Annotated in this window: 27 protein-coding genes and 1 tRNA gene; 18 read left to right on the forward strand and 10 right to left on the reverse strand. The window is 54.4% G+C overall.

Features of this window, described 5'->3' with window-relative positions:
- Positions 1 to 2 precede the first annotated feature (2 nt).
- From D7D48_RS05880 to D7D48_RS05900, 5 genes are all read right to left on the reverse strand, one after another.
- Positions 3 to 1430, reverse strand: a complete 1428-nt coding sequence (locus D7D48_RS05880) for an aspartate aminotransferase family protein (RefSeq protein WP_245964350.1) — start codon at positions 1428 to 1430, stop codon at positions 3 to 5.
- Positions 1367 to 2638 carry an NAD(P)/FAD-dependent oxidoreductase gene (locus D7D48_RS05885; protein WP_125230397.1) on the reverse strand — a complete coding sequence of 424 codons (1272 nt, stop codon included), beginning with the start codon at positions 2636 to 2638 and terminating at the stop codon, positions 1367 to 1369. Before D7D48_RS05885 ends, D7D48_RS05880 begins: the two co-directional genes overlap by 64 nt.
- Complete coding sequence (locus D7D48_RS05890) at positions 2638 to 3984, reverse strand: glutamine synthetase family protein (RefSeq protein WP_125230398.1); 1347 nt, start codon at positions 3982 to 3984, stop codon at positions 2638 to 2640. Before D7D48_RS05890 ends, D7D48_RS05885 begins: the two co-directional genes overlap by 1 nt.
- Positions 3985 to 4108: 124 nt before the next feature.
- A complete protein-coding gene (locus D7D48_RS05895) occupies positions 4109 to 4831 on the reverse strand; it encodes a TorF family putative porin (protein ID WP_125230399.1) in 723 nt (240 codons plus the stop codon).
- Between the two features lie 314 nt (positions 4832 to 5145).
- Positions 5146 to 5616 (reverse strand): Lrp/AsnC family transcriptional regulator, encoded by a 471-nt coding sequence (locus D7D48_RS05900; protein ID WP_125230902.1) that lies wholly within the window; start codon positions 5614 to 5616, stop codon positions 5146 to 5148.
- A 130-nt stretch (positions 5617 to 5746) separates the two neighbouring features.
- On the opposite strand from D7D48_RS05900, the gene ald reads away from it, so the two are divergent.
- Positions 5747 to 6874 carry an alanine dehydrogenase gene (gene ald / locus D7D48_RS05905; RefSeq protein ID WP_125230400.1) on the forward strand — a complete coding sequence of 376 codons (1128 nt, stop codon included), beginning with the start codon at positions 5747 to 5749 and terminating at the stop codon, positions 6872 to 6874.
- Positions 6875 to 6905: 31 nt separating this feature from the next.
- Positions 6906 to 7922 carry a LacI family DNA-binding transcriptional regulator gene (locus D7D48_RS05910; RefSeq protein ID WP_125230401.1) on the forward strand — a complete coding sequence of 339 codons (1017 nt, stop codon included), beginning with the start codon at positions 6906 to 6908 and terminating at the stop codon, positions 7920 to 7922.
- Positions 7923 to 8015: 93 nt separating this feature from the next.
- Here the strand turns inward: D7D48_RS05910 and D7D48_RS05915 are convergent, their stop codons facing one another.
- From D7D48_RS05915 to D7D48_RS05925, 3 genes are all read right to left on the reverse strand, one after another.
- The gene (locus D7D48_RS05915; RefSeq protein ID WP_245964351.1) at positions 8016 to 8480 is read right to left on the reverse strand and encodes a hypothetical protein; all 465 of its coding nucleotides are present in this window, start codon (positions 8478 to 8480) and stop codon (positions 8016 to 8018) included.
- A 361-nt stretch (positions 8481 to 8841) separates the two neighbouring features.
- Entirely contained in the window at positions 8842 to 10779 is a 1938-nt protein-coding gene (gene acs / locus D7D48_RS05920) for an acetate--CoA ligase (protein ID WP_125230402.1), read from the reverse strand.
- Between the two features lie 244 nt (positions 10780 to 11023).
- Positions 11024 to 11109, reverse strand: a tRNA-Tyr gene (locus D7D48_RS05925).
- A 145-nt stretch (positions 11110 to 11254) separates the two neighbouring features.
- On the opposite strand from D7D48_RS05925, the gene rlmB reads away from it, so the two are divergent.
- The 3 genes from rlmB (at position 11255) to D7D48_RS05940 (ending at position 13548) form a co-directional block, all read left to right on the forward strand.
- Positions 11255 to 12016, forward strand: coding sequence for a 23S rRNA (guanosine(2251)-2'-O)-methyltransferase RlmB (gene rlmB, locus D7D48_RS05930; protein WP_125230403.1), 762 nt, complete (start codon positions 11255 to 11257; stop codon positions 12014 to 12016).
- A 9-nt stretch (positions 12017 to 12025) separates the two neighbouring features.
- Positions 12026 to 12649, forward strand: a complete 624-nt coding sequence (locus tag D7D48_RS05935; protein ID WP_125230404.1) for a DNA-3-methyladenine glycosylase family protein — start codon at positions 12026 to 12028, stop codon at positions 12647 to 12649.
- 77 nt (positions 12650 to 12726) lie between these two features.
- Positions 12727 to 13548 (forward strand): SDR family oxidoreductase, encoded by an 822-nt coding sequence (locus D7D48_RS05940; RefSeq protein ID WP_125230904.1) that lies wholly within the window; start codon positions 12727 to 12729, stop codon positions 13546 to 13548.
- On the opposite strand, the gene D7D48_RS05945 is transcribed toward D7D48_RS05940, so the two are convergent.
- Positions 13535 to 13828 carry a 4a-hydroxytetrahydrobiopterin dehydratase gene (locus tag D7D48_RS05945; RefSeq protein ID WP_125230405.1) on the reverse strand — a complete coding sequence of 98 codons (294 nt, stop codon included), beginning with the start codon at positions 13826 to 13828 and terminating at the stop codon, positions 13535 to 13537. The genes D7D48_RS05940 and D7D48_RS05945 overlap by 14 nt on opposite strands.
- Positions 13829 to 13877: 49 nt before the next feature.
- On the opposite strand from D7D48_RS05945, the gene ccmA reads away from it, so the two are divergent.
- Positions 13878 to 14489, forward strand: a complete 612-nt coding sequence (gene ccmA, locus D7D48_RS05950) for a heme ABC exporter ATP-binding protein CcmA (RefSeq protein WP_125230406.1) — start codon at positions 13878 to 13880, stop codon at positions 14487 to 14489.
- Complete coding sequence (locus tag D7D48_RS05955; protein WP_125230407.1) at positions 14486 to 15133, forward strand: heme exporter protein CcmB; 648 nt, start codon at positions 14486 to 14488, stop codon at positions 15131 to 15133. Before ccmA ends, D7D48_RS05955 begins: the two co-directional genes overlap by 4 nt.
- Before the next feature lie 11 nt (positions 15134 to 15144).
- Here D7D48_RS05955 and D7D48_RS05960 read toward each other — a convergent pair whose 3' ends face one another.
- Positions 15145 to 15969: an SDR family NAD(P)-dependent oxidoreductase gene (locus D7D48_RS05960; RefSeq protein WP_125230408.1), complete on the reverse strand. Its 825-nt coding sequence runs from the start codon at positions 15967 to 15969 to the stop codon at positions 15145 to 15147.
- A gap of 97 nt (positions 15970 to 16066) precedes the next feature.
- Here D7D48_RS05960 and D7D48_RS05965 point away from each other — a divergent pair, with 97 nt between their 5' ends.
- The 11 genes from D7D48_RS05965 to D7D48_RS06015 all read left to right on the forward strand — a co-directional run bounded on the left by D7D48_RS05965 (position 16067) and on the right by D7D48_RS06015 (position 23971).
- On the forward strand, positions 16067 to 16642 hold the full coding sequence (locus tag D7D48_RS05965; protein WP_125230409.1) for a NifU family protein: 576 nt from the start codon (positions 16067 to 16069) through the stop codon (positions 16640 to 16642).
- A 26-nt stretch (positions 16643 to 16668) separates the two neighbouring features.
- The gene (locus D7D48_RS05970; RefSeq protein ID WP_125230410.1) at positions 16669 to 17259 is read left to right on the forward strand and encodes a malonic semialdehyde reductase; all 591 of its coding nucleotides are present in this window, start codon (positions 16669 to 16671) and stop codon (positions 17257 to 17259) included.
- A gap of 21 nt (positions 17260 to 17280) precedes the next feature.
- Positions 17281 to 17889: a tRNA (adenosine(37)-N6)-threonylcarbamoyltransferase complex dimerization subunit type 1 TsaB gene (gene tsaB / locus D7D48_RS05975; protein WP_125230411.1), complete on the forward strand. Its 609-nt coding sequence runs from the start codon at positions 17281 to 17283 to the stop codon at positions 17887 to 17889.
- Complete coding sequence (gene rimI, locus D7D48_RS05980; protein ID WP_125230412.1) at positions 17886 to 18341, forward strand: ribosomal protein S18-alanine N-acetyltransferase; 456 nt, start codon at positions 17886 to 17888, stop codon at positions 18339 to 18341. Before tsaB ends, rimI begins: the two co-directional genes overlap by 4 nt.
- Before the next feature lie 100 nt (positions 18342 to 18441).
- Complete coding sequence (locus tag D7D48_RS05985) at positions 18442 to 18876, forward strand: Ros/MucR family transcriptional regulator (RefSeq protein WP_125230413.1); 435 nt, start codon at positions 18442 to 18444, stop codon at positions 18874 to 18876.
- Between the two features lie 90 nt (positions 18877 to 18966).
- Positions 18967 to 19389, forward strand: coding sequence for a Fur family transcriptional regulator (locus D7D48_RS05990; RefSeq protein ID WP_125230414.1), 423 nt, complete (start codon positions 18967 to 18969; stop codon positions 19387 to 19389).
- Positions 19361 to 20161 carry a lysophospholipid acyltransferase family protein gene (locus tag D7D48_RS05995; protein WP_125230415.1) on the forward strand — a complete coding sequence of 267 codons (801 nt, stop codon included), beginning with the start codon at positions 19361 to 19363 and terminating at the stop codon, positions 20159 to 20161. The genes D7D48_RS05990 and D7D48_RS05995 overlap by 29 nt, the downstream gene beginning before the upstream one ends.
- A gap of 9 nt (positions 20162 to 20170) precedes the next feature.
- Positions 20171 to 21505, forward strand: coding sequence for a tRNA (N6-isopentenyl adenosine(37)-C2)-methylthiotransferase MiaB (gene miaB / locus D7D48_RS06000; RefSeq protein ID WP_125230416.1), 1335 nt, complete (start codon positions 20171 to 20173; stop codon positions 21503 to 21505).
- Entirely contained in the window at positions 21506 to 22501 is a 996-nt protein-coding gene (locus tag D7D48_RS06005) for a PhoH family protein (protein ID WP_125230417.1), read from the forward strand. It abuts the gene before it with no gap.
- The gene (ybeY, locus tag D7D48_RS06010; RefSeq protein ID WP_125230418.1) at positions 22494 to 23012 is read left to right on the forward strand and encodes an rRNA maturation RNase YbeY; all 519 of its coding nucleotides are present in this window, start codon (positions 22494 to 22496) and stop codon (positions 23010 to 23012) included. The genes D7D48_RS06005 and ybeY overlap by 8 nt, the downstream gene beginning before the upstream one ends.
- Before the next feature lie 20 nt (positions 23013 to 23032).
- Positions 23033 to 23971, forward strand: a complete 939-nt coding sequence (locus D7D48_RS06015) for a hemolysin family protein (protein ID WP_125230419.1) — start codon at positions 23033 to 23035, stop codon at positions 23969 to 23971.
- Positions 23972 to 24005 lie beyond the last annotated feature (34 nt).

Genomic DNA, 24005 nt, shown 5'->3' on the forward strand with positions numbered 1-24005 from the left:
TGTCACTTCCGTCCGCCCGAATTCTTACATGCTAATAGCTCAGCCAGCGCATTGTTCAACTCCGCAGCAAGGCGGTCAACCTGTGCGGTTTGCGTCAGGGGGCTGACCAGCATCATATTATGAAATGGCGCAAGCAAGATTCCGCGATTGGCAAGATAGAGGTGGATGGTGCTTTCCAGCGCATGGTCCATCGCCGCCCGCGCTTCAGTGCCATTGCGCGGCGGGTTGGCAGAACAGACCAATTCAACGCGCGCACCGATATGGCTGACATGCCAATTGACCCCATGCGCCGCAATCACAGCCTTTAGTTGTGACACCAGCCGGTCAGTGATCGACTGCATATGATTATATGCGTCGCGCGTAATCACCTGCCCCAGCATCGCGTGCATCGCGGTAATCGCTAACGCATTGGCCGATAAGGTCGTGCCTATGCCGCTATGCCCCGCTGGACGCGATGCATTTAGCGCCGCCATCCGCTCCGCAATATCTGCCGTGAAGCCGTAAACCGCGCACGGCACGCCGCCGCCGATGGATTTACCCACGACTAATATGTCCGGCTTTGGCCCATGCGTGTTGCTATGTCCGCCATAGCCGGAAGAAATCGTGTGCGTCTCGTCCAAGACCAAAATCGTTCCGCTTTCATCGCATAGTTGTCGCAATTTTGTCAGGAAACCTGGTGCATCGCGCACCATACCAATATTGGTCATCATCGGTTCGGCCAATACGCACGCGACATCGCCGCCGTGCAAAGCCGCGGCAAGCGCGTCCACATCGTTAAACTCGATAACCACGGTCGTTGGCAGCAAGTCCTGCACTTGCCCGATCAGGCTTGGCCGATTGACGGCGCGCCCCTCACGCAGATCGACAAAGACATCATCGACCGCACCATGATAGCAGCCGTTGAAGATCAGAATCTTGTCGCGTCCCGTCATGCCGCGGCACCAGCGAATAACGGCGCGGTTTGCTTCGCTGGCCGTTGTCGTCACTTGCCATTGTGGTAGGCCAAACATCTCAGCGAGCATTGCCCCAAGCTCTGCACCCTTTGCGGTGGGTAGCATATAGCTTAAGCCCTGCCCCGCTTGTGCGGCAATGGCCTTAGCCAATGGTTCCGGCGAATGACCAAACATGCTCGCCGTATCGCCTAGACAGAAGTCATCAAAAACCTGCCCATCAATACTGGTGAGCGTCGCGCCAGAAGCTTGCTGCGCAACAATCGGGAATGGACTGGACCAATCCAACATCCAATGGAAAGGTACGCCCTGGAACCAGCCCTGCGCCGTTTCGGCATGCGCCTTCGATTTTGGGTTCGCGGCGATGAATCGCGCAATTTCACGGTCGCGAATTGCGCTTATGGCTTGGCGATCAATCATAACCGGTCCCGCATCGCGTAATAGAGCAATCCAATCGTCGCCAATGGCCGCGCGAGCCATTTTCCGCCGGGAAAGCGGCTATGTGGAAAATCAGCAAAGACGTCAAAACGCGACATGGTGCCCATCACCGCCTCCGCCATCAATTCACCTGCCAGCGTTGTCACCAGTGCGCCATGGCCGGAAAAACCATGGGCATAAAAGATGCTTCCAGTGCGCCCCATATGCGGCAACCGGTTCATAGTAACGCCAACGGCACCGCCCCACGCATGATCGATGGGCACATCCGCAAGTGACGGAAACACCTGCACCATATGTTTACGGACAAATGCCGCAATATCAGCGGGCGGTTGCTGCACATATTTCTCGCCACCGCCGAAAATCAGGCGTTTGTCGGCACTCAAACGGAAATAGTTCAGTACGAACCGACTATCGGCAACCGCCGCATCGCTGGGCAGCAATTGGTCAGCATTCGGCAGCGGCGCCGTCGCGATGTTATAATTCATGATGGGGACAGTGTAGCTGCGCAACTCTGGCGCGATTCCGCCGGTCCATGTGTCCGCCGCGATGACAACATGCTTGGCAACCACGGTTCCTGCGCCCGCCCGTATTTCAACATGCGTTCCTGCATCGACAGGCGTTTGTGCCGCGCTATTTTCATATATCCGCACGCCCGCCTTTTGCGCGGCCTTGGCCAATCCGAGTGCATAATTCAACGGATGGAAATGCCCACCTTTCGCGTCGTAAATGCCACCATGATAACCGCCACCATTGATATGGCGCCTTATATCCTCTGGCTGGACGATTTGTGCCTCCCAAACAAAATGCTTTGCTAGAAATGCGGCATCGCGCTGCATCGCATCGAAATGCGCGGGCTTATAGGCCGCTTCCAAATGCCCCACTTTGGCATCACATGCGATATGATGCTCGGCGATACGTTTGTTGACCCGGTCGACGGCTCCATAAGCCAAATCGAATATCGCCTGCGCGCGTTCGCGGCCAAACTCTGCGTCAATTTCCCGCATCGACCAGCGTAGCCCAGGAATGAGTTGCCCACCATTGCGCCCAGAAGCACCAAAACCGATGCTGTTGGCCTCAACTAGTATAACCGAAAGCCCTTTTTCCGCACAGGCCAGCGCGGCGGACAGGCCGGTAAAACCTCCGCCAATAATGGCGACGTCGCAGCCCTCTGCAGACACCAACGAAGCTTGCGTTTCCCACGCATGTGCTGTCGCGACATAAAAACTGTTGGCGAGCGGGTCGCGGCGCATCACACCCTCAACAACAAATGCTCGCGTTCCCAGCTTGAAACGACCGACTGGTAATTGAACAATTCATAGTCCTTAACCGCGTAGAAGATGTCGAAGAACTCCTCCCCCAACAGGTTGCGTACCGGCTTGCAGGCGCTGAAACGGTCCAAGGCAGCTTCCAATGTGCGGGGCAAGGTGCGGGCGCGGTTATAGGCGCTGCCGGTGATGGCCTTGGCGGGCACCATCCGTTCGACCATACCAATATAACCGCAGACCAACGACGCAGCCATGGCAAGGTAAGGATTGGAATCTGCACCCGGCAGACGGTTTTCAACGCGGCGGTTGGCCTTGTCCGAAATGGGTACGCGGAAACCACAACTGCGATTGTCCTCGCCCCATTGGACGTTAATCGGCGCAGCGCTATCAGGCCGCATCCGGCGGAAGCTGTTGACGTTGGGTGCCCATAATGGCGACACTTGGGGCATGAATTTAACAAGACCCGCAATGTAGCTCCGGAACAGAGCGCTATCGCGGCCATTGGCGTTGGAGAAGAGATTGCGGCCCGTTTCGGCATCGACAACCGATTGGTGAATATGCATGGCACTGCCCGGCTGTCCGGCCATCGGGTTCGCCATGAACGTGGCGTAGACGCCATGTTGTTTGGCGACCGCGCGGACGGTGCGCTTGAACAGGAATACTTGGTCCGCCAGCTTCAACGGGTCACCGTGGATGAAGTTAACCTCAAGCTGCGCCGCACCCATTTCGTGGATCATCGTATCGATATCGAGGCCCATCAACTCACAATCATCATAGATGTGATCGATGATATCCTCATATTCGTTCATCGCCTCCAAACCATAAGGCTGGCTTGCGGTTTCTGCGCGGCCACTTGAACCGGTTGGTGGCACCAACGGAAAGTCAGGATCGACATTTTGGCTAACGAGATAGAACTCAACCTCAGGCGCCATAATCGGCTTCCACCCGCGATCAGCATACAGTCCCAGTACTTTTTTCAATATCGTGCGCGGGGCAATTTCAACCTCGGTTCCGTCACCATGCAGCACATCGGCAATCACAAAGGCCGTAGGAGATTTGAAACCCGGCGCGACGCAAATTGTGTCGGGATCGGCGATCAAAATTTTGTCCGGATCCTTGTCCCAAATATCCGCAATGTCTTCGGGATAATGACCATCAATGGTACAGATAAAGACGCTACCCGGTATCCGCAGCGATTTGTCCCGAACAGATGACAGAAATTTTTTCGCAGGCAGAACCTTGCCCCGTTGCACACCGTTGATGTCGGGCACGATGCACTCAACCTCATCGATTTTGTGCTCAGCGATCCAATTCGCAAGATTGACAGACATTGTTTTTCACCAATTTTTTTCGGTGACTGATAAGCGCATGCCGGACTTGAAAGGTCAAGCCCGGCATGTATCTATTCTATGTTGCCCCGCATTTTTACAGGACTGGAAAGCATGTGAGGCGGTATCAGAAGCCGTAGCTTACCGAGAACACAAGGGCAGCGGTGCTGTCCTTAGGTGCAAAGATCGAACGGCGGTTGGTATCAACATAGGACGCACCGAGTGTGAAACCTGAAACAGCTGCGTTCAAGCCAAGCGACCAATCAAGCTTGTCATTACCAGCGGTAAACGCGCCATCTTCCATGCCCAATGTTCCGACAATCGAAATTGGGGAATTGGGAACGGCGATTGTGGCGCTGGAACCCAAATAGAGGTTGTCGTCATTGCCGGTATTGTCTTGGCTTGGAACATAGCTCAATTGAACACCCACTGTCGCTGGACCTAAGGTTGAACCCAGCTTTCCAGTGAACTCGACATAATTAACGCTCGAAACGCCTGGATACACATAATAAGTTGCACCAATGTCATAAGTTAATTTGTCGCCGCCGCTAAAACCAGCGTAGAGGTCAAGCTCGAGGTCGTCCCCTGCATTTTCGGCAATATTGGAGCCCCAAGCGCCAACGTATAGGCCAGACTCATGTTTAACCGTCAAAAAAGGCTGGATTGCAATACCCTTATCGGAAAGCGATACGCCACGGAAACGATAGTCGGACACCAGAGCAGCGCCGCCGGATACCGTGACCGGGCCAGCCGCCTCTTCAGATGCTTCTTGCGCGAAGGCAGGTGCGGACATTGCTATCGCGCTGATAGCGACGCTCATGCTTGCCAACTTCAACATGGAATTACGCATAATTTTACCCCTTCTTAGGTACAGTAGTTACGAGCCTGATAGCCACGCATTGCGCCACAACCGGCAGATGCCGTTCTCTTCCCGCTAAATCTGTCTGCCTAAGCAATGGTTGGCTTTGCCTTTACCTATGCTTTTATTGTGCAGGTGCACACAAACATCAAATTTTGTCCCAAGCAAGTATTTTTGTGTCAATGCCATTGTCCTTTTCAGGCCGTGTGACAAAACAGTCACAGTCCTGCAGTCGGCTTCATTGTGTATAGGGCTGCTCCATTGACGAAACACGATCAGCTTCAAATGGGTAAGTTCAAATCCTTTTATATGTCGAAAAGACGCGGTGGAACTGCGCGATTCACTACTTCACGCAACGCAAATGCTGTTTCGATCCGCGCGACCCGCGGCAAGCGCGCGATTTCCTGTCGGTGGATGATTTCATAATCCTCGATGGAAGCAGCACGCACGACCAATAGATAGTCGTTCCGTCCGCTCATCAAGTGACAGCGGATGGTCGAAGGGCTGTTGACAACCGCAGCCTCAAACGCGGCCATCGCCTCTTCGCTTTGGCTGTCTAGGGTGATTGTCACCATCACCGTTGCCCCCAGTCCCAATTTACGCAAATTTACATCAGCTCGATAGCCACGCAAAATGCCTTCATCTTCCAAGGCTTTTTGCCGTCGCGCCGCCGCGCTTGGGGACAATCCAGCCGCCTCCCCCAGCTCCATCTGAGTCGCGCGGCCATTTGTTACTAATGCACCCAATAATTTACGATCAACCCGATCAAGCTGCATAATTTTTTCATCCATTATAACAAATACGACGAATATATGCACCAAATAGTCATATTTGTCGAATCTTTGCGGAGTTTAGGCGTCACGACAATGCTAATCATTGCCAACATTTTTTGAGGAGCAGAAAATCATGCGTGTTGGTGTCCCTAGCGAAATTAAAGTGCATGAATATCGCGTTGGACTGACGCCAGGTGCCGTGCGCGAATATGTGACCGCAGGTCATCAGGTTGTGGTGCAATCTGGGGCTGGCGCGGGCATCATGGCAAATGACGATGCATATCGTGCCGCCGGTGCAGAAATCGCTGCGAGCGCTCAAGAGATTTTCGCTGGCTGCGACATGATCGTTAAGGTCAAGGAACCACAACCAAGCGAATGGGTACAACTTCGCCCAGGCCAATTGCTATTCACCTATTTGCATCTTGCCCCCGATCCCGAGCAAGCAAAAGGCCTCATTGCTAGCGGATGCACGGCGATTGCCTATGAGACCGTGACCGATGATCGCGGCGCCCTGCCCCTATTGGCGCCGATGAGCGAAGTCGCTGGTCGCCTCGCAATTGAAGCGGCGGGCCAAGCCATGCGCCGCAGCGAAGGCGGTGCAGGCATATTGCTCGGCGGCGTACCAGGAGTGGCTGCGGGCCGTGTGACGGTATTGGGGGGTGGCGTTGTTGGCACACATGCCGCGCGCATGGCTGTTGGCCTTGGCGCGGAAGTTACCATCGTTGACCGTTCGATTCCGCGTTTGCGTCAACTCGACGACATGTTCAACGGGCGGGTGCGTACACGCTATTCGACACTAGAAGCCATCGACCATGAAATTAGCCTTGCCGACGCCGTTATTGGCGCCGTGCTTATTCCGGGGGCAAGCGCGCCGCGCCTTGTGACCCGCGAAATGCTGAAGCGGATGAAACCCGGCGCAGTATTGGTCGACGTCGCCATTGACCAAGGCGGTTGCTTTGAAACATCGCGGGCCACAACGCATGCCGAGCCCACTTATGTTGTGGATGGCATCATTCATTATTGCGTCGCAAACATGCCGGGCGCCGTTCCGCAGACCAGCGCCGCCGCGCTCAACAACGCAACCCTGCCTTATGGCCTTGCGCTAGCTAACAAGGGCAAGGCGGCACTGGATAGCAACACCGAAATCGGTCGCGGCTTGCTGGCTGGTTTGAACGTGCATCAGGGTAAAGTTACCAGCCTAGCGGTTGCAGAAAGCCTTCATCTTGCATTTGTTGCGCCAGAAACGGCCCTCATTGCGTGACTTGACCGCCTAGCAGTGCTAACAACACTGCATGGGTAAAGAGGGACGGGTTACGGCGCATCAAATTGCAGCCATGCTTGGGGTGTCACAGCCCACGGTCTCTCGCGCCTTACGCGGTGATAAAAAAGTCAATGAAACCACGCGCGCGCGCATTGTCGCGCTGGCGAATGAGCTGAATTATTCGGTTGACCACAACGCCCTTCGCCTGCGTACTCAGCAGACCTATTCGATTGCACTGGTGATCCTGTGTCGGCAAGGTGAGAATAGAGCGCGCATAAACCCGTTTTACCTCTCGTTACTGGGCTGCATAGCGGCGTCCGCTTCTGAACGCGGCTATAATCTTATCATCTCATTTCAGGATTCGCCCACAAATTTCTTTGCCAATTACACAGGTAGTCGTCAGGCTGATGGCCTGATTGTCATTGGCAGCGGTCAGAATATCGCAGGTTGGCAGTTTTTCGGCGAATATGCCCGGCACAAAACACCGATGATCTGCTGGGGCGCCAGCAAAGAAGACCTGATTTCGATTAAAAGCGACAATGTGCAAGGCGCGCGGCTGGCCATTGACCATTTGTTACAACAAGGTTGTAAAAATATTGCCTACATTGGCCCCACCAATAGTGAGCAGCCCCAGTTTCAGGACCGGCTGACAACCTATATGGCGCAGATGGCGAATAAGAAGATGCAACCGATTTGTCCGCCACTCCCCGAAAATGCGGTGCGTGAAGACCAAGGCTACGCCGCAGTGCAAGGCCTCATCCGCGACAAAATTGAATTTGACGGCTTGTTCTGTGCGAATGATTTTATCGCACTGGGTGCCATGCGCGCGCTCGAGGAACATGATATAAGCATTGGCAAAGATGTCCGCATCGTCGGGTTTGATGGCATCGCAATGGGCGCTTATGCGCAGCCGCCGCTAACAACGATAGAGCAGGATTATGTGCAAGCGGGTGAAATGCTGGTCGAAGCATTGATCGCGGTGCTGAAAGGCGAAGCACCAAGTATCGTGCCCGTACCGGTCAGGTTGCTCACACGCGGAACAGCCTGAAGCCAGCTCAGCTTAGGCGGCGCGCACCACCTCCAAATTCAGGCGGCAAAGCTGCTCTCGGTATGAAACAGAGCTTAAGGCCGCCCCTAGACCTTATTTCGGCGCAGGCTTGGCAGGCGCTGGTGATGTCGCTGGTGGCTGGGCAACGACAATGTCTTCATCGAGAAACGCTTTAACAGTGCTACCCGATGCGATCGTCGCGCTGCGTCCGGATGTGAAAAAGCCAACAACGGGAATAATATCTGTTCCGGGGGCCCCCTTGTCGTCGAACGAGCCGCTAAGGCGGATGGTACGCCCACCAATCCGCATGGAAATGGCCCGCGCTTCAATATAGCCTGACTTTCCCCACATGCCTTTATTACGCACTTCAGTTACTTCACCAATAGCTGGCGTTCCGGGCGGGATGATAATCTGATTGTTCAGGCGAACGGGTTCCGCGACTTCCATCTGAAAACGATATCCTGCCTTCAATTTCTTTTTGTCTGTTGTCAGTTCTTCCCGCAATTTCAGAACAATTTCCGTGCCTGATTGAATTACGCTTCCGTTTGCAGGTGCCAATATAACAGGCTCTATGGCCGATTGCGCGTCAGCTTGAAAAGATACAGACGACAATGACAGAATAAAGCCAATGCATTTGCATGCATTTTTGAACATTCTATTTAATCGAATCATCATCTTTCTCCTCGGACGACAATCAAGTGCGGCGCTTATTTACGCGTGTCAACGCGTAACTAATTGTAAAATAACAATATACACTCATAAAATCACTTCACGATGCGATATTGGGCGCCGTGGTGCCTCGATACCCATGGCCGTCAATGCGATTGCTTTGGCTTTTCGCCACGATCTAAGGGGCACCGCGACACGAAGCGCCTGGTCAGGGCAGTCAGTTCAGCCTCTCGTTTTCACTTTCGAATAATCATCCGGCGGTGGATCTTGATTGCACAAGATTCTCCACGACCGAAGGATCCGCAAGGGTCGAGATATCGCCTAAATTGGACACATCCCCTTCGGCAATTTTGCGCAATATCCGGCGCATGATTTTTCCCGAACGTGTTTTCGGTAAACCCGGTGCAAAATGGATGACATCTGGCGTAGCGATTGGGCCGATTTCGTGGCGTACCCATTTGATAAGGTCCGCACGTATATCCGCGGACTCTACCTCATTGGCATTCAACGTGACATAAGCATAAATGCCCTGCCCTTTTATGTCGTGCGGGAACCCGACCACCGCCGCCTCGGCAACTTTGGCATGGGCGACAAGTGCGCTTTCAACTTCCGCCGTGCCCATGCGGTGGCCCGACACATTGATTACGTCGTCAACCCGCCCCGTAATCCAATAATCACCGTCAGCATCGCGCCGACATCCATCGCCGGTAAAATATTTGCCCGGATAAGTGGTGAAATAAGTCTGGAAAAACCGATCATGATCGCCCCAAACGGAACGCATCTGGCCTGGCCAACTGTCGATCATGCACAAATTGCCATCAGTCGCGCCTTCCAACAATGTGCCGTCACCGTCGACAAGCACGGGTTGCACACCAAACATCGGCTTTGATGCAGCCCCCGGTTTCAACGCATGCGCGCCCGGTAAAGGCGTCATCATCGTCGCCCCCGTTTCGGTCTGCCAATAGGTATCAACAATGGGGCAGCGGCCTTCGCCGACGACATGATAATACCATTCCCATGCCTCCGGATTGATCGGTTCCCCCACAGATCCCAGCAAACGCAGCGAGCTACGCGATGTTTTCTTCACCCAATCATCGCCTTCACGCATCAGTGACCGCAACGCCGTCGGGGCACCATAGAAGATATTGACCTGATGACGGTCAACAATTTGCCAGAATCGGCTGTGATCGGGATAATTGGGCACGCCTTCAAACATCACCGTCGTCGCACCGTTCGCGAGCGGGCCATAAACGACATAGCTATGGCCAGTGACCCAGCCAATATCGGCAGCACACCAATAAATTTCGCCGGGCGTGTAGTTGAACACATAATGATGCGTCATCGCTGCCCACACCAGATATCCGCCGGTGGTATGCAATACGCCCTTAGGTTTTCCGGTGGAGCCTGACGTGTATAATATGAAAAGCGGGTCTTCCGCCCCCATGATTTCGGGCGCGCAATCGCAAGGGACCGTTTTACGCACATCATGGTACCAGACATCGCGCCTGTCCTGCATATCTATGTCGTTGCCGACATGACGTATCACAAGGCATGCCTTGACCGAGGCACAATGCGTCAGCGCTGCATCCACATTATGCTTCAACGGCACCAGCTTCCCACCGCGCATGCCGGCATCAGCGGTGATGACGATATTGGAATCGCAGTCCTGAATACGTCCCGCAAGCGCTTCGGGCGAAAAGCCGCCAAAGACGATCGAATGAATGACCCCAATACGCGTGCACGCAAGCATGGCCATCGCAGCTTCGGGTATCATCGGCATATATATGGTGATGCGGTCGCCCTTTTGTGCACCTAATGCCTTCAAAGCGTTTGCCATCAGGCACACTTCGGTATGCAACTCGCCAAAGGTAATCCGCCGTTGCTGCGATGGATCATCGCCTTCCCAAATGATTGCAATATCATCTTTGCGTTCGGGCAAATGGCGATCAATGCAGTTCGCCGAGACGTTCAACGCGCCATCCTCAAACCATTTGATGCCGAAATCCGCTTCATGAAAGCTCGTATTCTTTACTTTGGTAAAGGGTGTCATCCAATCAAGGCGCTTTGCCTCCTCGCGCCAGAATGTATCCGGGTCGCGGACAGACTGCGCATAAGCGGCGGTGTAACCTTCCGCCGTGACAAATGCCTTTTTCTTCCAGTCATCCGAAACAGGATAGATTTCCGACATTTTGCCCTCTCCCTAAAAATGTCATGTCCGCGTCAGAATAATGCCGCCAACATTCATCTGCACTCTTGACCAAATTGTAACACAGACGCAGGTCAAACTAAGCCCAAAGTCTCAGCATCCGCAACGGCAAAGTCGGGCGATCATGTCATAATGCTATATGTTGTTGGCAAGATTTTCAGCGAGAACCATAAAGACGGTTCAAATCAGCTCAGCGCTTAGGACATTTTTAGATTAAATGCGTAAATGGTGGACAGGGCTGGATTCGAACCAGCGTACGGAAAACCGGGCAGATTTACAGTCTGCTGCCTTTAACCACTCGGCCACCTGTCCACATCTTCACGCGGGGCAACATGCGTTTGCATGAGGGCCGGTCCCGCAGAAGAAGCAGCCCAATGGCGAAAGGGCCCTTGCCTGTCAATGCCTCAAGTGGGAAAGGGCACCAGAACATTCTCTTTTTCATGCACAGGTACATATAATGTCTTCACATAAGAGCCACCGACGCCGTGGTGCTGCCGTGATCAGCGGCAATCCGAAATTTTACGGACGGCACGCCGTCTATGCCGCGCTCGATAATCCCGAACGCCGCCTCATCAATTTATGGGGCACACGCGAGGAAATTGGCAAGATTGTCGTACCTGATGGACTGACAGTGCAATATGCCGAAGTGAATGATTTGGCGCGTTTCGTACCGAAAGATGCGCCGCATCAAGGCTTAGTGCTTGAGGTTGCGCCATTGGAGGATGTCTGGCTGACGGATGCGCTGGCGCTTGCCAATGACGATAATCGGCCGTTGCTCATCCTCGATCAAGTCACCGATCCGCACAATGTCGGCGCGATATTTCGGACAGCCGCAGCCTTTGATGCGGTGGCCGTTGTGACGCAAGATAGGCACGCGCCCCCCGAATCGGGTGCATTGGCAAAGGCGGCTTCGGGCGGGCTGGAAATTACGCCATGGGTGCGAGTCGTTAATCTGGCCCGCGCGCTGGAGGAGATAGCCGAGGCTGGATATTGGCGAATCGGTCTGTCCGGTCATGCAGAGGTCACACTGGATGAAGCATTAACGCCGGGACGCAATGCATTGGTGCTGGGCGCAGAAGGCGACGGTATGCGCCGCAATATTGAGGAGCATTGCGATCAATTGGCAAAATTGCCGATTAGCGCACAGATGGAATCGCTCAACGTATCCAACGCCGCAGCCATCGCCTTATACGCGGCCACCGTGCGCCGGGGCGCATAAGCCAGCCTTATGGGCCTGACCGCACAGCAGTTGCATATCGCGCTTGATGCGCTGGCTGAGATAGAGCCGGGCATCGCCACGGCCTTAGCTGTCACCGGCTATCCCGACGCGCGCATACGCACGCCCGGCTACGCCACCTTGCTGCGCACGATCGTCGGGCAACAGGTCAGCGTCGCGGCGGCCGCATCGGTCTGGAACAAGCTAGAAGCCCTGCTCGGCGCGGGATGCCCGCCCGAACAGCTGTTGGCGCAAGATTTTGATGCGTTGCGGGGTTGTGGCCTTAGTCGGCAGAAACAGGGCTATGCGCGGTCATTGGCAGAGTTGGTGCTGTCGGGTGCCTTGCCCTTGGATGCCCTACCCGATGATGATGAAGAGGCGATTGCCTACCTTACCCAAGTAAAGGGTATTGGCCGCTGGTCAGCAGAGATATATTTGCTTTTTGCCGAGGGCCGTCCCGATATATGGCCCGCAGGGGATCTTGCCGTGCAAGAAGGCGTTGGGCGCCTATTAAAGCTTGATGCGCGACCATCAGAAAAAGAAATCCGCGTCATTGCTGAGCGCTGGCGTCCGCATCGCGGTGCAGCGGCGATTTTCACTTGGCATATTTACGCCAAGGGATTTCAGGCCATTTAAGGCCTACAATAATCAGTTGACGTTTTGGGCAAATTAATGTCGCTGACAACCATGTGAGTAAGAGAGGAATCATCATCATGTCGACAGCACAAAAAAGCATTTTCATTACGGGCGCCGCGTCTGGCCTTGGCCGCGAAGTTGCGCGTTATTTTGCAAATGTGGGCTGGTTTGTTGGTCTGGCGGATATTGATGAAAAAGGTTTGGACGCAACTGCAGACTTGTTGCCCAAGGGCGAATATTCACGCCACAAGTTGGATGTCACCGACCGCGCGCAATGGAAAAAGGCCGTCGCCGAATTTGCTAAGCACACCAACGGCCATATGACCGTGTTGTTCAACAATGCGGGAATCGGTGCTGGTGGCCCTATTCAGGACATGACCGACGAAGATATTGACCGCATGATTGCCATCAACCTGACGGGCGTGATCAGCGGCACGCGGGCGTGCTTTGATCTCCTGAAGAACACCGATGACGCATGCGTGCTCTATACAAGCTCCGCGGCGGGCATTTATGGTTCGGCGGGCTTAAGCGTTTACAGCGCCACCAAATTTGCCGTGCGCGGGCTTGCCGAAGCGCATGACATTGAATGGCGTCCATATGGAATTAAATCGCGCAGCCTAATGCCCGGATTTATTGACACCAACATTATCAGCAATGTCGACGCCGGTAGTAACATGTCTGGTAAAGAAAGGCTGCAATCGGCCGGCGTTGAAGTCAGCCCCGTTTCGATTATTGGGCCTGCGGCATGGGAAGCTATTCACGGCGAGAAGGTGCATACCCCCGTCAACAAAATGGCGAAGCAATTGGCCTTTTCTGCGCGCTGGTTCCCGAACCGTTTGCGTAAGCAATTGGGCCTATTGGGCGGACTTGGCGACGTGGTGCAGACTAAGCCGCAATAACGTCAATTTTGCTGGCGAGGTCAATGTCACGTTGCGACAGACCGTCCGCATCATGCGTAGTCAGCAAAATTTCAACGCGGTTATACACGTTGAACCATTCGGGGTGATGGTCCGCATTTTCGGCCAAAATAGCCACGCGGGTCATGAAACCGAATGCTTCGGCGAAATCCGCAAAGCGCAAAATACGGCGGATACCTTTGGCATCGGCATCATATGTCCATTGCGGCAGTTGTTGCATGGCGGCATCGCGGGCGGCGTCATCCAGTGGTGAAACGTGCATATCCTAATCCTGCTTTTGCAATTGAACGAATATCTGCCTAAGTCGCGATATGTCTTCGCGTCAAGCATCCCTGCCATCGCTCCACATTGACAATGTTGCGGTCATGCGCGGCAATCGCATGGTATTGCGTGGCCTATCAGTGACGGCGCGCGCCGGTGACGTCATCTGGATCAGGGGCGCCAATGGATGCGGCAAATCCACTTTGTTGCGCCTTGTAGCCGGATTACTGACGGTAACTTCGGGGAAGATTCATTCTGAAGGCCGCATGGCGCTTGCGGACGAAAATTTGGCGCTGGATGCCAATATGACCGTTGAGGACGCACTCCGCTTTTGGGCAGATATGGACGGCGCATCCACCGAGGCACGCGAAGCGGCTTTAGCCGCAATGGATTTACAAGAACTTGCCCATATTCCCGTACACTTTCTCTCCACGGGGCAACGCAAGCGGGCAAGTATCGCGCGCGTTCTTGCCTCGGGCGCAGATATTTGGTTGATGGATGAACCCTATAATGGTCTCGACAGTGCAAGCTGCGCGCGGCTTGATGAGGCAATTATTGGCCGCGCCGCCGCAGGCGGAATTGTCCTTGTCGCCGCGCATCAGCCGCCCTCCATCAATGTCGCAATAAGCCTATCACTCGACAGCCAAGGCGTTGCCATATGAAGGCTTTTATTGCCCTAGTCGCGCGCGAAGTGCGTTTGGCGTGGACCGGTGGCGGCTTATGGCTTCCAGTGATATTTTACCTCGCCGTAGCCACATTATTCCCCTTTGTGACAGGCCCCGACAAGGCCCTGCTGGCGCGCACGGGCGGCGGCATATTGTGGATCGCCGCGCTGCTCGCGACGCTTCTGCCCATCGAACGGCTGATTTTGCCGGATCGTCAGTCCGGCGTACTTGATCAACTTGCCCTGCGCGGTTGGTCCGATGAACTTGTCGCGACGGCCAAAATCGCTGGGCAGATTGTCGCATTTGCCCTCCCCCTGCTTTTGGCCACGATAGTCGGTTCCGCGCTCATTGGCTTGCCGGAAGCCCAATTGGGCACTTTGCTGCTTGGTCTGGCTTTGGCTTTACCCGCTTTGTCAGGTCTATCCGTGATGATTGCGGCCCTCACCGCGGGCCTAAGCGGTGCGAGCGCGCTTGGCGGTTTGCTATTGGTGCCCATCACCATTCCATTGCTCATCTTCGGCGCAGGCACCTTGGCCGAAGATCCCGGTAACGCAATGCAGCTGCTTGCGGCTACATCATTGGCCATCACCGCGCTGTCACCCTTTGCGGCGGGCGCAGCCCTCCGCGCAGGCAGAGTTTAGCGTCAGTACTGCTATTGCGCGGATATCTTCTGGGCGTAGCCGTCCGCGACCATCGCCTCGACCATATCAAACAGCTTTTCGGGGTCCTGCGCACGCAAAATAGGGATACTGGCCTCCATCCCCTCAGCAATAATGATTTCGCGTTTGCCGTTGGCCACAGCCTCCCAAATGAGTCTGGCCACTTCATTTGGATCAATGCCATTGTCGATTGCCGCGTCGCTGATACCGCGCACACTGCCATCGGCGTTGAGCGCGTTACGTGAGACATTGGTTTTGACCGAACCCGGCGCGACAACAAGGACTTTCAACCCCTGCCCCGCCACTTCGCTGCGCAGCGCGTCGGCATAACCAATCAACCCATGTTTTGCGGCGCAATAAGCGGTGCGCATGGGTACACCCGCTTTACCTGCCACGCTGGAGATCATCACAAGCTGCCCACTACCGCGCGAAACCATATGCGATAGCAAGGCTTGTGTGAGCGCAATGGGCGCGAGCAGGTCGACATCGACAATCCGTTGATAGACCGACAAATCTGTGTCCAATGCGGGCGAGCGTTGGGAAATGCCCGCATTGTTCACCAGCACGTCGACATGCCCCTGAAACGATATCGCTTCGGCCACTTTGTCAGCAAGCCCCGCATAATCGACAGTATCAAATGGCAAAATGAGACAGCGGTCCGCTGCGCCCGTTTCGGTTGCAACGCGCTGTAGCTCCGCGACATTGCGCCCAGACAATATCGTATAGCCGCCGCTGGCAACAAATGCCTTGGCCAATGCTTCACCAATGCCCGACGATGCCCCGGTGATCCACGCGGTTTTCTGTGCTTGATTTGTCAATTTTGCTCTCCTTATTCTCCTTTCCGTCAACTTAGGCTTGGCCGCTGTCAAGACATTCTGGCTTGCACTTTGTCAGCCGCCGCACCACATGCGGGAAATGCTGATAGAAACTGAACTGACACCCAACCCTTCGACCATCAAATTCCTGCCCGGCCGTGTGGTCATGGACACGGGAACACGAGACTTTGCGTCGCCAGAAGAGGCCGAAGCTTCTCCCTTGGCCGAAGCACTTTTTGCGCTTGGCGATGTGACGGGCGTGTTTTTCGGACAATCCTTTATTTCCGTGACCGCAGCACCCGGTGTTGAGTGGGCAAGCCTCAAGCCCGACGTGCTTGGCATATTGTTGGACCATTTCAGCGCCAACATGCCTTTGTTCAAGCCTGCGGCCGCTGGCTTCTCAGTCCCATCGGCTGCAGCAGATTATCCTTTGGATGACCCTGCCGATGCCGATATTGTGGACCAGATTAAGGAGTTGATTGAAACCCGCGTTCGACCTGCTGTCGCCAATGATGGTGGCGACATCATCTATCGTGGGTTCCAGAAAGGCGTTGTTTTCCTGCAAATGCAGGGTGCCTGTGCCGGCTGCCCATCATCGTCCGCAACGCTGAAAAACGGTATCGAACAATTGCTGAAGCATTATGTGCCTGAAGTCACTGAAGTGCGCGCAGCTTAAATTCCCATATTGCGAAGGTAGAGATCATGTCACACCCCCTGAACGACGCCGCCCTTGATCAGCTTTTTCGGGAGGCGCGTAGCTATAATGGCTATCTGGATACGTCCGTTTCGTCCGCCCAGTTGGAACAGATTTGGGACCTAATGAAATTTGGCCCAACATCGGCCAATTGCTTACCCGCGCGGATCATTTATTGCTGCAGCGAAGAAGCAAAGCAGAAGCTTGCCGCATGCTCCATGCCAGCCAATGGCGAGAAAATTTTGCAGGCGCCTGTGACCGCGATTATCGGCATGGACCTCGAATTTTACGAAAATCTGCCGGAACTATTCCCGCATACTGACGCCCGTAGCTGGTTTGTCGGCAATGATGCGTTGATTGAAAAAACCGCCTTCCGCAACAGCAGCTTGCAGGGCGCATATTTCATGCTCGCGGCACGCGCACTCGGATTGGATACGGGCGCGATGTCAGGGTTCAACAATGCCGCAGTGGATGAAGCATTTTTTGCAGGCACTAAAGTGCAATCTAACTTTATTTGTACCTTGGGCTATGGCGACAAAGCGAGCATTTTCGAACGTAGCCCACGGCCCGCGTTCGAACGCTTTAACAGCATCCTCTGATCAAACGGCCAACGAAAGGTCATGCGAACATTGGTCATCGATACGGCGACACGGGCGTGCTCGGTCGCATTGTTTGATGACGACCATGTGGTCGCGGCTGCGCATGAAGTCATTGGCCGCGGTCATGCCGAACGCTTGCTTCCCCTAATCGCGACATTGCCCAGCAACGGCAAGGCGGATCAGGTCATGGTCAATGTCGGACCAGGCAGTTTTACAGGTATTCGGGTGGGGGTGGCCGCAGCAAAGGCCTTGGGCCTGGCATGGCATGTGGAAGTACATGGCTATGGTTGCCTCGCTCTGGTGGCGGCGATGGGACGAAGCCAGCTAACGGAGCCTGCGCCGATAGACGTCGTCATGACAGGCGGCCATGGCGAGTATTTCTTTGAGGCATTTGATGCGCAGGGGCATTCATGTGCGCCAGCGCGTTCGGTTCTGCCCTCTGATCTGCTTAACCTATCCACGGCCACTGTAGTGGCAGGTGACATTGACCCCCAAAGTACCGACCGCCATTGGCTGGACCTGCTGCCCGATGCCCGCCATTGGGTGCATTTGCGGGCAAACCTTCCGCTTGCGGCAACGCCCATCTACGGCAGAGCGCCAGACGCAAAGCCTGCGCCCCTTTCCAAATGATTCAGGTCGTTGAAGGCGATGCCCGAGACATAGCGGCCATGATGACAATCATGCACGACGCATTCGACCCCAGATTTGGAGAAGCATGGACGGCGGCGCAATGTCTATCAACGCTGGTTCTGCCGGATTGTGAGCTATTGCTAGCCAAGGATGGCGATAACGTTTGGGGCTTTGCGATGAGCCGTTGGGTTCTGGATCATCAAGAATTATTGATGATTGGTGTAGCTCAAAGACTTCAGGGCCAAAATATAGGAAAACGATTATTATCCGATACAATACAACGAGCGCGCCAAGCAGGTCGAACCAAAATTTTCCTTGAAGTGCGCGATGGTAATAATGCGCATGATTTTTACCTGAAAGCGGGATTTATCGCGATTGGGCGTCGAAAAAATTATTATAAAAATGCCGAAGGTATAAGTCTCGATGCAATTACGATGCTATTGGAGCTATAATGCATTGTAAATTTTAGAGCATTAGTTGACGATGTATCTTTGGTAATGTAATGGCATCTATACTAAATAATACAAAGTATAGGGGGTTGGAGTTTCTAATATGTCACAAGAAAGTAACGATGCTGCAGAATTGTTAATCACACTAACTGCGGATATTGTCGCAGCACATGTGAGCAATAATAGTGTTGCCGTATCCGATGTATCCACCCTAATCTCCAACGTTCATGCGGCTCTGTCCGGAATCTCCGGTCCCAATATTGTGGCAGAAGCAGCCTTGGAACCCGCTGTTCCAATCCGCAACTCTGTAAAGCGTGATTTTATTGTCTGCTTGGACGATGGCAAAAAGCTAAAAATGCTCAAGCGTCACCTTATGACGCATTATGGCATGACGCCGGATGATTATCGCGCAAAATGGGGACTGCCCGCCGATTATCCGATGGTCGCGCCTGCTTATGCGGAACAGCGCCGCGAGTTGGCCAAGGCCATTGGTCTAGGACGCGCGCCAGGTTCGGGCCGCAAGAAGAAAGTGAGATAAGCTTTTTGCATATCCGCAAGAATATAAGGCCGGGACACCCCCGGCCTTTTTCTTTGACGAATCGCCGGGTGGCACTAAATGTGGTGCGCAATGGATAGCAAAATTGACATTGAAGCGCTCTGTAACGAACGGGGCCTACGCATAACCGATCAACGGCGGGTCATCGCGCGCGTTATTTCTGATGCGACCGATCATCCCGATGTGGAGGAGCTTTACCGGCGCTCTTCGGCTATTGATCCCAAAATCTCGATTGCCACCGTATATCGTACGGTCCGGTTATTCGAGGAAGCTGGTATATTAGACCGGCATGATTTTGGTGATGGCCGCGCCCGCTATGAAGCATCGCCCGAGGCGCATCATGATCATTTAATTGATGTCGAAACTGGCAAGGTCGTCGAATTTGTCGATCCAGAGCTTGAGGCATTGCAGAAAATCATTGCCGAACGGCTGGGCTATCGTTTGGTCGACCATCGTATGGAGCTTTATGGCGTCGCCATCGACCGCAAGGATTGAACAACGCAACCCAGCGACTTTTGTCACAGGACAGCTCTTGTTTTTGACACGGCTGTTGCTGATGGTCGTAAGCCTGTCGCTGAGCCTGCTTTTGCATAATATCTGGCGGATAATCGGAAAAAATTCGCCTTGGCCGCGATTATTTCTGCTCTCGATTAGCTGGACCAGTGGTATTGCAACCGCCACCACAGGCACGCGTGTACGCAGCAATGTCTTCTATGCCGCCAACCATCATAGCTGGATCGACATTCCGGTCATGTCTGGCGTTACGGGATGCACCTTCGTGGCCAATGACGGTATCGAAAGCTGGCCGTTGATTGGTTGGCTGTGCAAAATCAACAACACCATCTTCGTCAATCGCGAAAACCGCGCCAGCGTTAGCACTCAAGTCGATGATTTGCGCGCGGCCATGGCGGGCGACCAACCGGTAACCATCTTCCCTGAGGGCACGACGCATGATGGATCGGGTCTTTTGCCGTTTAAACCGTCTTTGTTCGCCGCTTTGGTTCCTCCGCCAGAAGGCATGCTCGTACAGCCTGTCTACCTCAATTATGGCCACCACACGCCACGCGTTGCCTGGGTTGGCGACGAAAAAGTGACCGAAAATTTCTGGCGCCTTTTGTCTTATCTCAAACCGATTACCGCGACGCTACATTTTCTGGAGCCATTTGATCCGCTCCATTATCCGGACCGCAAAGCGATTTCTGCCGAAGTGCGGGCACGGATTGGCGCTGCGATGGAGGGTGGCGGCAATGCGACGCGCCTTGTATAGGCGCGGATTATGAGCACAGATTCCCCCAAAACCTATTCCATCAAAAATTACGGCTGTCAGATGAACGTCTATGATGGCGAGCGCATGGCCGAGATGTTTGAAAGCCAGGGAATGTCAGCAGCGGATGACAAGGCCAATGCCGACCTTGTGGTCCTTAACACATGCCATATCCGCGAAAAGGCGGCGGAGAAGGTCTATTCCGAAATTGGCCGGCTGCGCCGTAAGGATGGAACTAGCCCCGTTATCGCGGTCGCAGGCTGCGTCGCGCAGGCCGAAGGCGGCGAAATTAGCCGCCGAGCCCCCGAAGTCGATATCGTTGTTGGCCCGCAAGCCTATCACAACCTGCCAGATATGGTTGCGGCGGTCGGACGCGGCGAGCGCGTTGTTGACCTTGACCTGCCCGGCCTGGATAAATTTGGCAAGCTACCCGCCCGCCGCAAACAGCCGCCATCAGCGTTTCTGACGGTGCAGGAAGGATGCGACAAATTCTGTACTTATTGCGTTGTCCCCTACACAAGAGGCGCAGAAATTTCACGCGGCTGGGCGGAATTGATCGACGAGGCAAAGGCTATAGTAAATGCTGGCGCACGCGAAATCACTTTGCTGGGCCAGAATGTCAACGCATGGGATGGTGAAGATGACAAGGGCAAGCTTCAAGGCCTAGACGGCCTTATCCGAGCGCTCGACAAGATACCCGACCTTCGTCGTATCCGTTACATGACCAGCCATCCGAACGACATGACCGAAGGTCTGATTGCCGCGCATGGTGATGTTGAAAAACTGATGCCGTTTCTCCATCTGCCCGTTCAATCTGGTTCAGACCGCATTTTAAAAGCCATGAACCGCAGCCACAGCCGCGACAGTTACATGCGCATCCTGGACCGCGTGCGCGCTGTCCGGCCTGACATCGCCTTTTCCGGCGACTTCATCGTCGGCTTCCCCGGCGAAAGCGATGCCGATTTCGAAGACACGCTAAGCCTTGTGCGCGAAGTCGGTCATGCACAGGCTTATTCCTTCAAATATAGCCCTCGCCCCGGCACACCCGCTGCCGACATGTCCGACCAAATACCCATGGAAGTAATGGACGAACGGCTACAACGGCTTCAGGCGCAAATCGTTGCCGACCAAACGGCATTTAATAATCGCACGGTCGGGCGCACCACGGATGTCCTGTTGGAACGGCCCGGAAAATTTGCGGGGCAACTCATTGGCAAATCACCATGGCTTCAATCGGTGCATGTCCTTGCGCCAGACCTCTCAATCGGCGATATCGTCACTGTGCAGATAACCGATTCTGGACCGCTTAGCCTGAAGGGTGAACCAACGATGAGAGCAGCTGCCTGAATGGCTAAAAAAGCCCAAGCGCAAACCGGTGACTTGTCCCGGTTGGAGATGAGCTTCGACAAACCGCATCTGATTAACGCGGTTTTTGGGGAATTTGACCGTAATCTAGTAACGATTGAGAACCGCCTCGGGGTCTATATCTCCGCCCGTGGAAATCGTGTGCAGATTGAAGGCGAAGCTGGCGCCATTGGCCGAACTCGTGACGTTCTCAATGACATTTATTCCCGCCTATCGCGCGGACAGGAAATCGATACAGAAGCCGTGCAATCCATCATCGCCATGACCGCAGAACCCACTTTAGAAGGCATCGTCCGCAAGGATGGAACCGACGCGCCGGGCATCATGATCCGTACGCGTAAGAAAACATTGGTGCCGCGTTCGGCCACGCAAATTCCCTATATGGAGGCATTGGCCCGCGACGAGATTATCTTCGCGCTTGGGCCAGCAGGCACGGGCAAAACCTATCTGGCGGTGGCGCAGGCCGTAGCGATGTTGATCACCGGCGCGGTGCAGCGGCTTATTCTTTCCCGTCCGGCCGTAGAAGCAGGCGAACGACTGGGCTTCTTGCCGGGCGATATGAAGGAAAAAGTCGATCCCTATCTCCGTCCGATTTACGATGCTTTATATGACTGTTTACCCGCTGAGCAGGTCGAGCGACGGATTGCCTCTGGCGAGATTGAAATCGCCCCCATCGCGTTCATGCGCGGCCGGACATTGGCCGATGCCTTCATCATTTTGGATGAGGCGCAGAACACCACCGCAGCACAGATGAAAATGTTCCTCACCCGTTTTGGCATGAACAGCCGCATGGTTATTTGCGGTGACCCACATCAGGTCGATATTCCCGGCGGCGAGCGCATGTCCGGCCTGAACGACGCGGTGCAGCGCCTTGACGGTGTCGATGGTATAAGAACCATCCGTTTCAACAGCAGCGACGTTGTCCGTCACCCGCTCGTTGGCAGAATCGTCGACGCATATGAGGACGGGCATGATTGATGTCGAACTCGATATGGGCGTGGTTTGGAGCAAAAGCGATTTTGGGCAGAGCGAAGTCGAAAAGGCTGTAGATACAGCAGTTCGCTTTGCGGCGATTCCTGAACTAGCCGATCCCGTTGTTCCCGTCAGCGTCAGCATCAAGCTGTCCGACAACGCAGAAGTCCACGCACTCAACCAAGAATGGCGCGATAAGGACAAGCCGACGAACGTCCTGTCCTTTCCTATGCTCGATGACGAAGAACTGGATACCTTGATCGCTGGCACTTATGATGCGCCCGAAATCATGCTTGGCGACATCATATTGGCCTATGAAATTTGCGTTGCCGAAGCGAAAGAAAAAGACATTCCCGTCGCCCATCATGCGACGCATCTGGTCATTCACGGCATGCTGCACTTGCTTGGTCATGACCATATTGAGGATGACGAGGCCGAATTGATGGAGGCACTTGAGGTAAAAGCGCTTGCATCTATGGGGCTTCACAATCCATATACTGACGAAATCGACAATTAAGAGGCCAATACGCGTCCATTATGCCTGAGGGTGACAGTTTTAGCGGTTCGAAAACCGCAACCGACGACGACAACGACGGACGATTATGGCTGCGGCTGAAGAATATGTTCTTTGGCCGCGACCACGAGCCGACATTGCGCGAGCAGCTTGAAGAAGCAATTGCCGAGCATGAGGAAGACAGCGAGGACAATGGACAATCGGACGCCGACGGCGACTTGACCGCCGTCGAGCGTACGATGCTGCGAAACTTGCTCCATTTTAGCGAGCATCGCGTTGACGACGTCATGGTCCCGCGCAGCGACATTATCGCGATTGAAGAAAGCGCTGGCTTTGCCGATTGCATCGCGGCCTTTGCCGAACATGGCCACAGCCGCCTGCCCGTTTACCGCGAGACGTTAGACAGCATCATTGGCATGATCCACATTAAGGACGTGTTTGCTGTTCTGGCCTCAGATCAAGACCGTCCCGACAGCCTTGAAGCCTTCATCCGCCAGCCGCGGTTCGTGCCCCAAAATATGAGCGTGCTGGCTTTGCTCGATGAAATGCGCCGTACACGCACGCATTTGGCCATCGTGCTCGATGAATATTCAGGCACCGAGGGCTTGGTGACAATTGAGGATTTGGTCGAAGAAATCGTCGGAGAGATTGAAGACGAACATGACGACGAACCCGAACTGCCATTCGTTCAAATGGCCCCCGATTTGTGGGAGGCCGACGCACGCGCAGAGCTAGACGAACTGGCCGAAGCTATTGATCCGAAGCTGGCGGAAGTGGATGAAGACGTCGATACACTTGGCGGTCTTGCCTTTGTCATTGCCGGCCAAGTCCCGGACATTGGTCAAATGCTGATGCATGAGCCCAGCGGCTGGACTTTGGAAATATTAGAAGCCGACGAGAAACGAGTCACCCGCATACGCCTTCACGCCCCCGCGTCCGGCAGACACGAGGCCAGCGAATAAGCGGACCCATTTGTGTGCGCAGGGGGCAACCCCT

The organism is Sphingorhabdus wooponensis, from assembly GCF_003933235.1.
Classification (GTDB): domain Bacteria; phylum Pseudomonadota; class Alphaproteobacteria; order Sphingomonadales; family Sphingomonadaceae; genus Sphingorhabdus_B; species Sphingorhabdus_B wooponensis.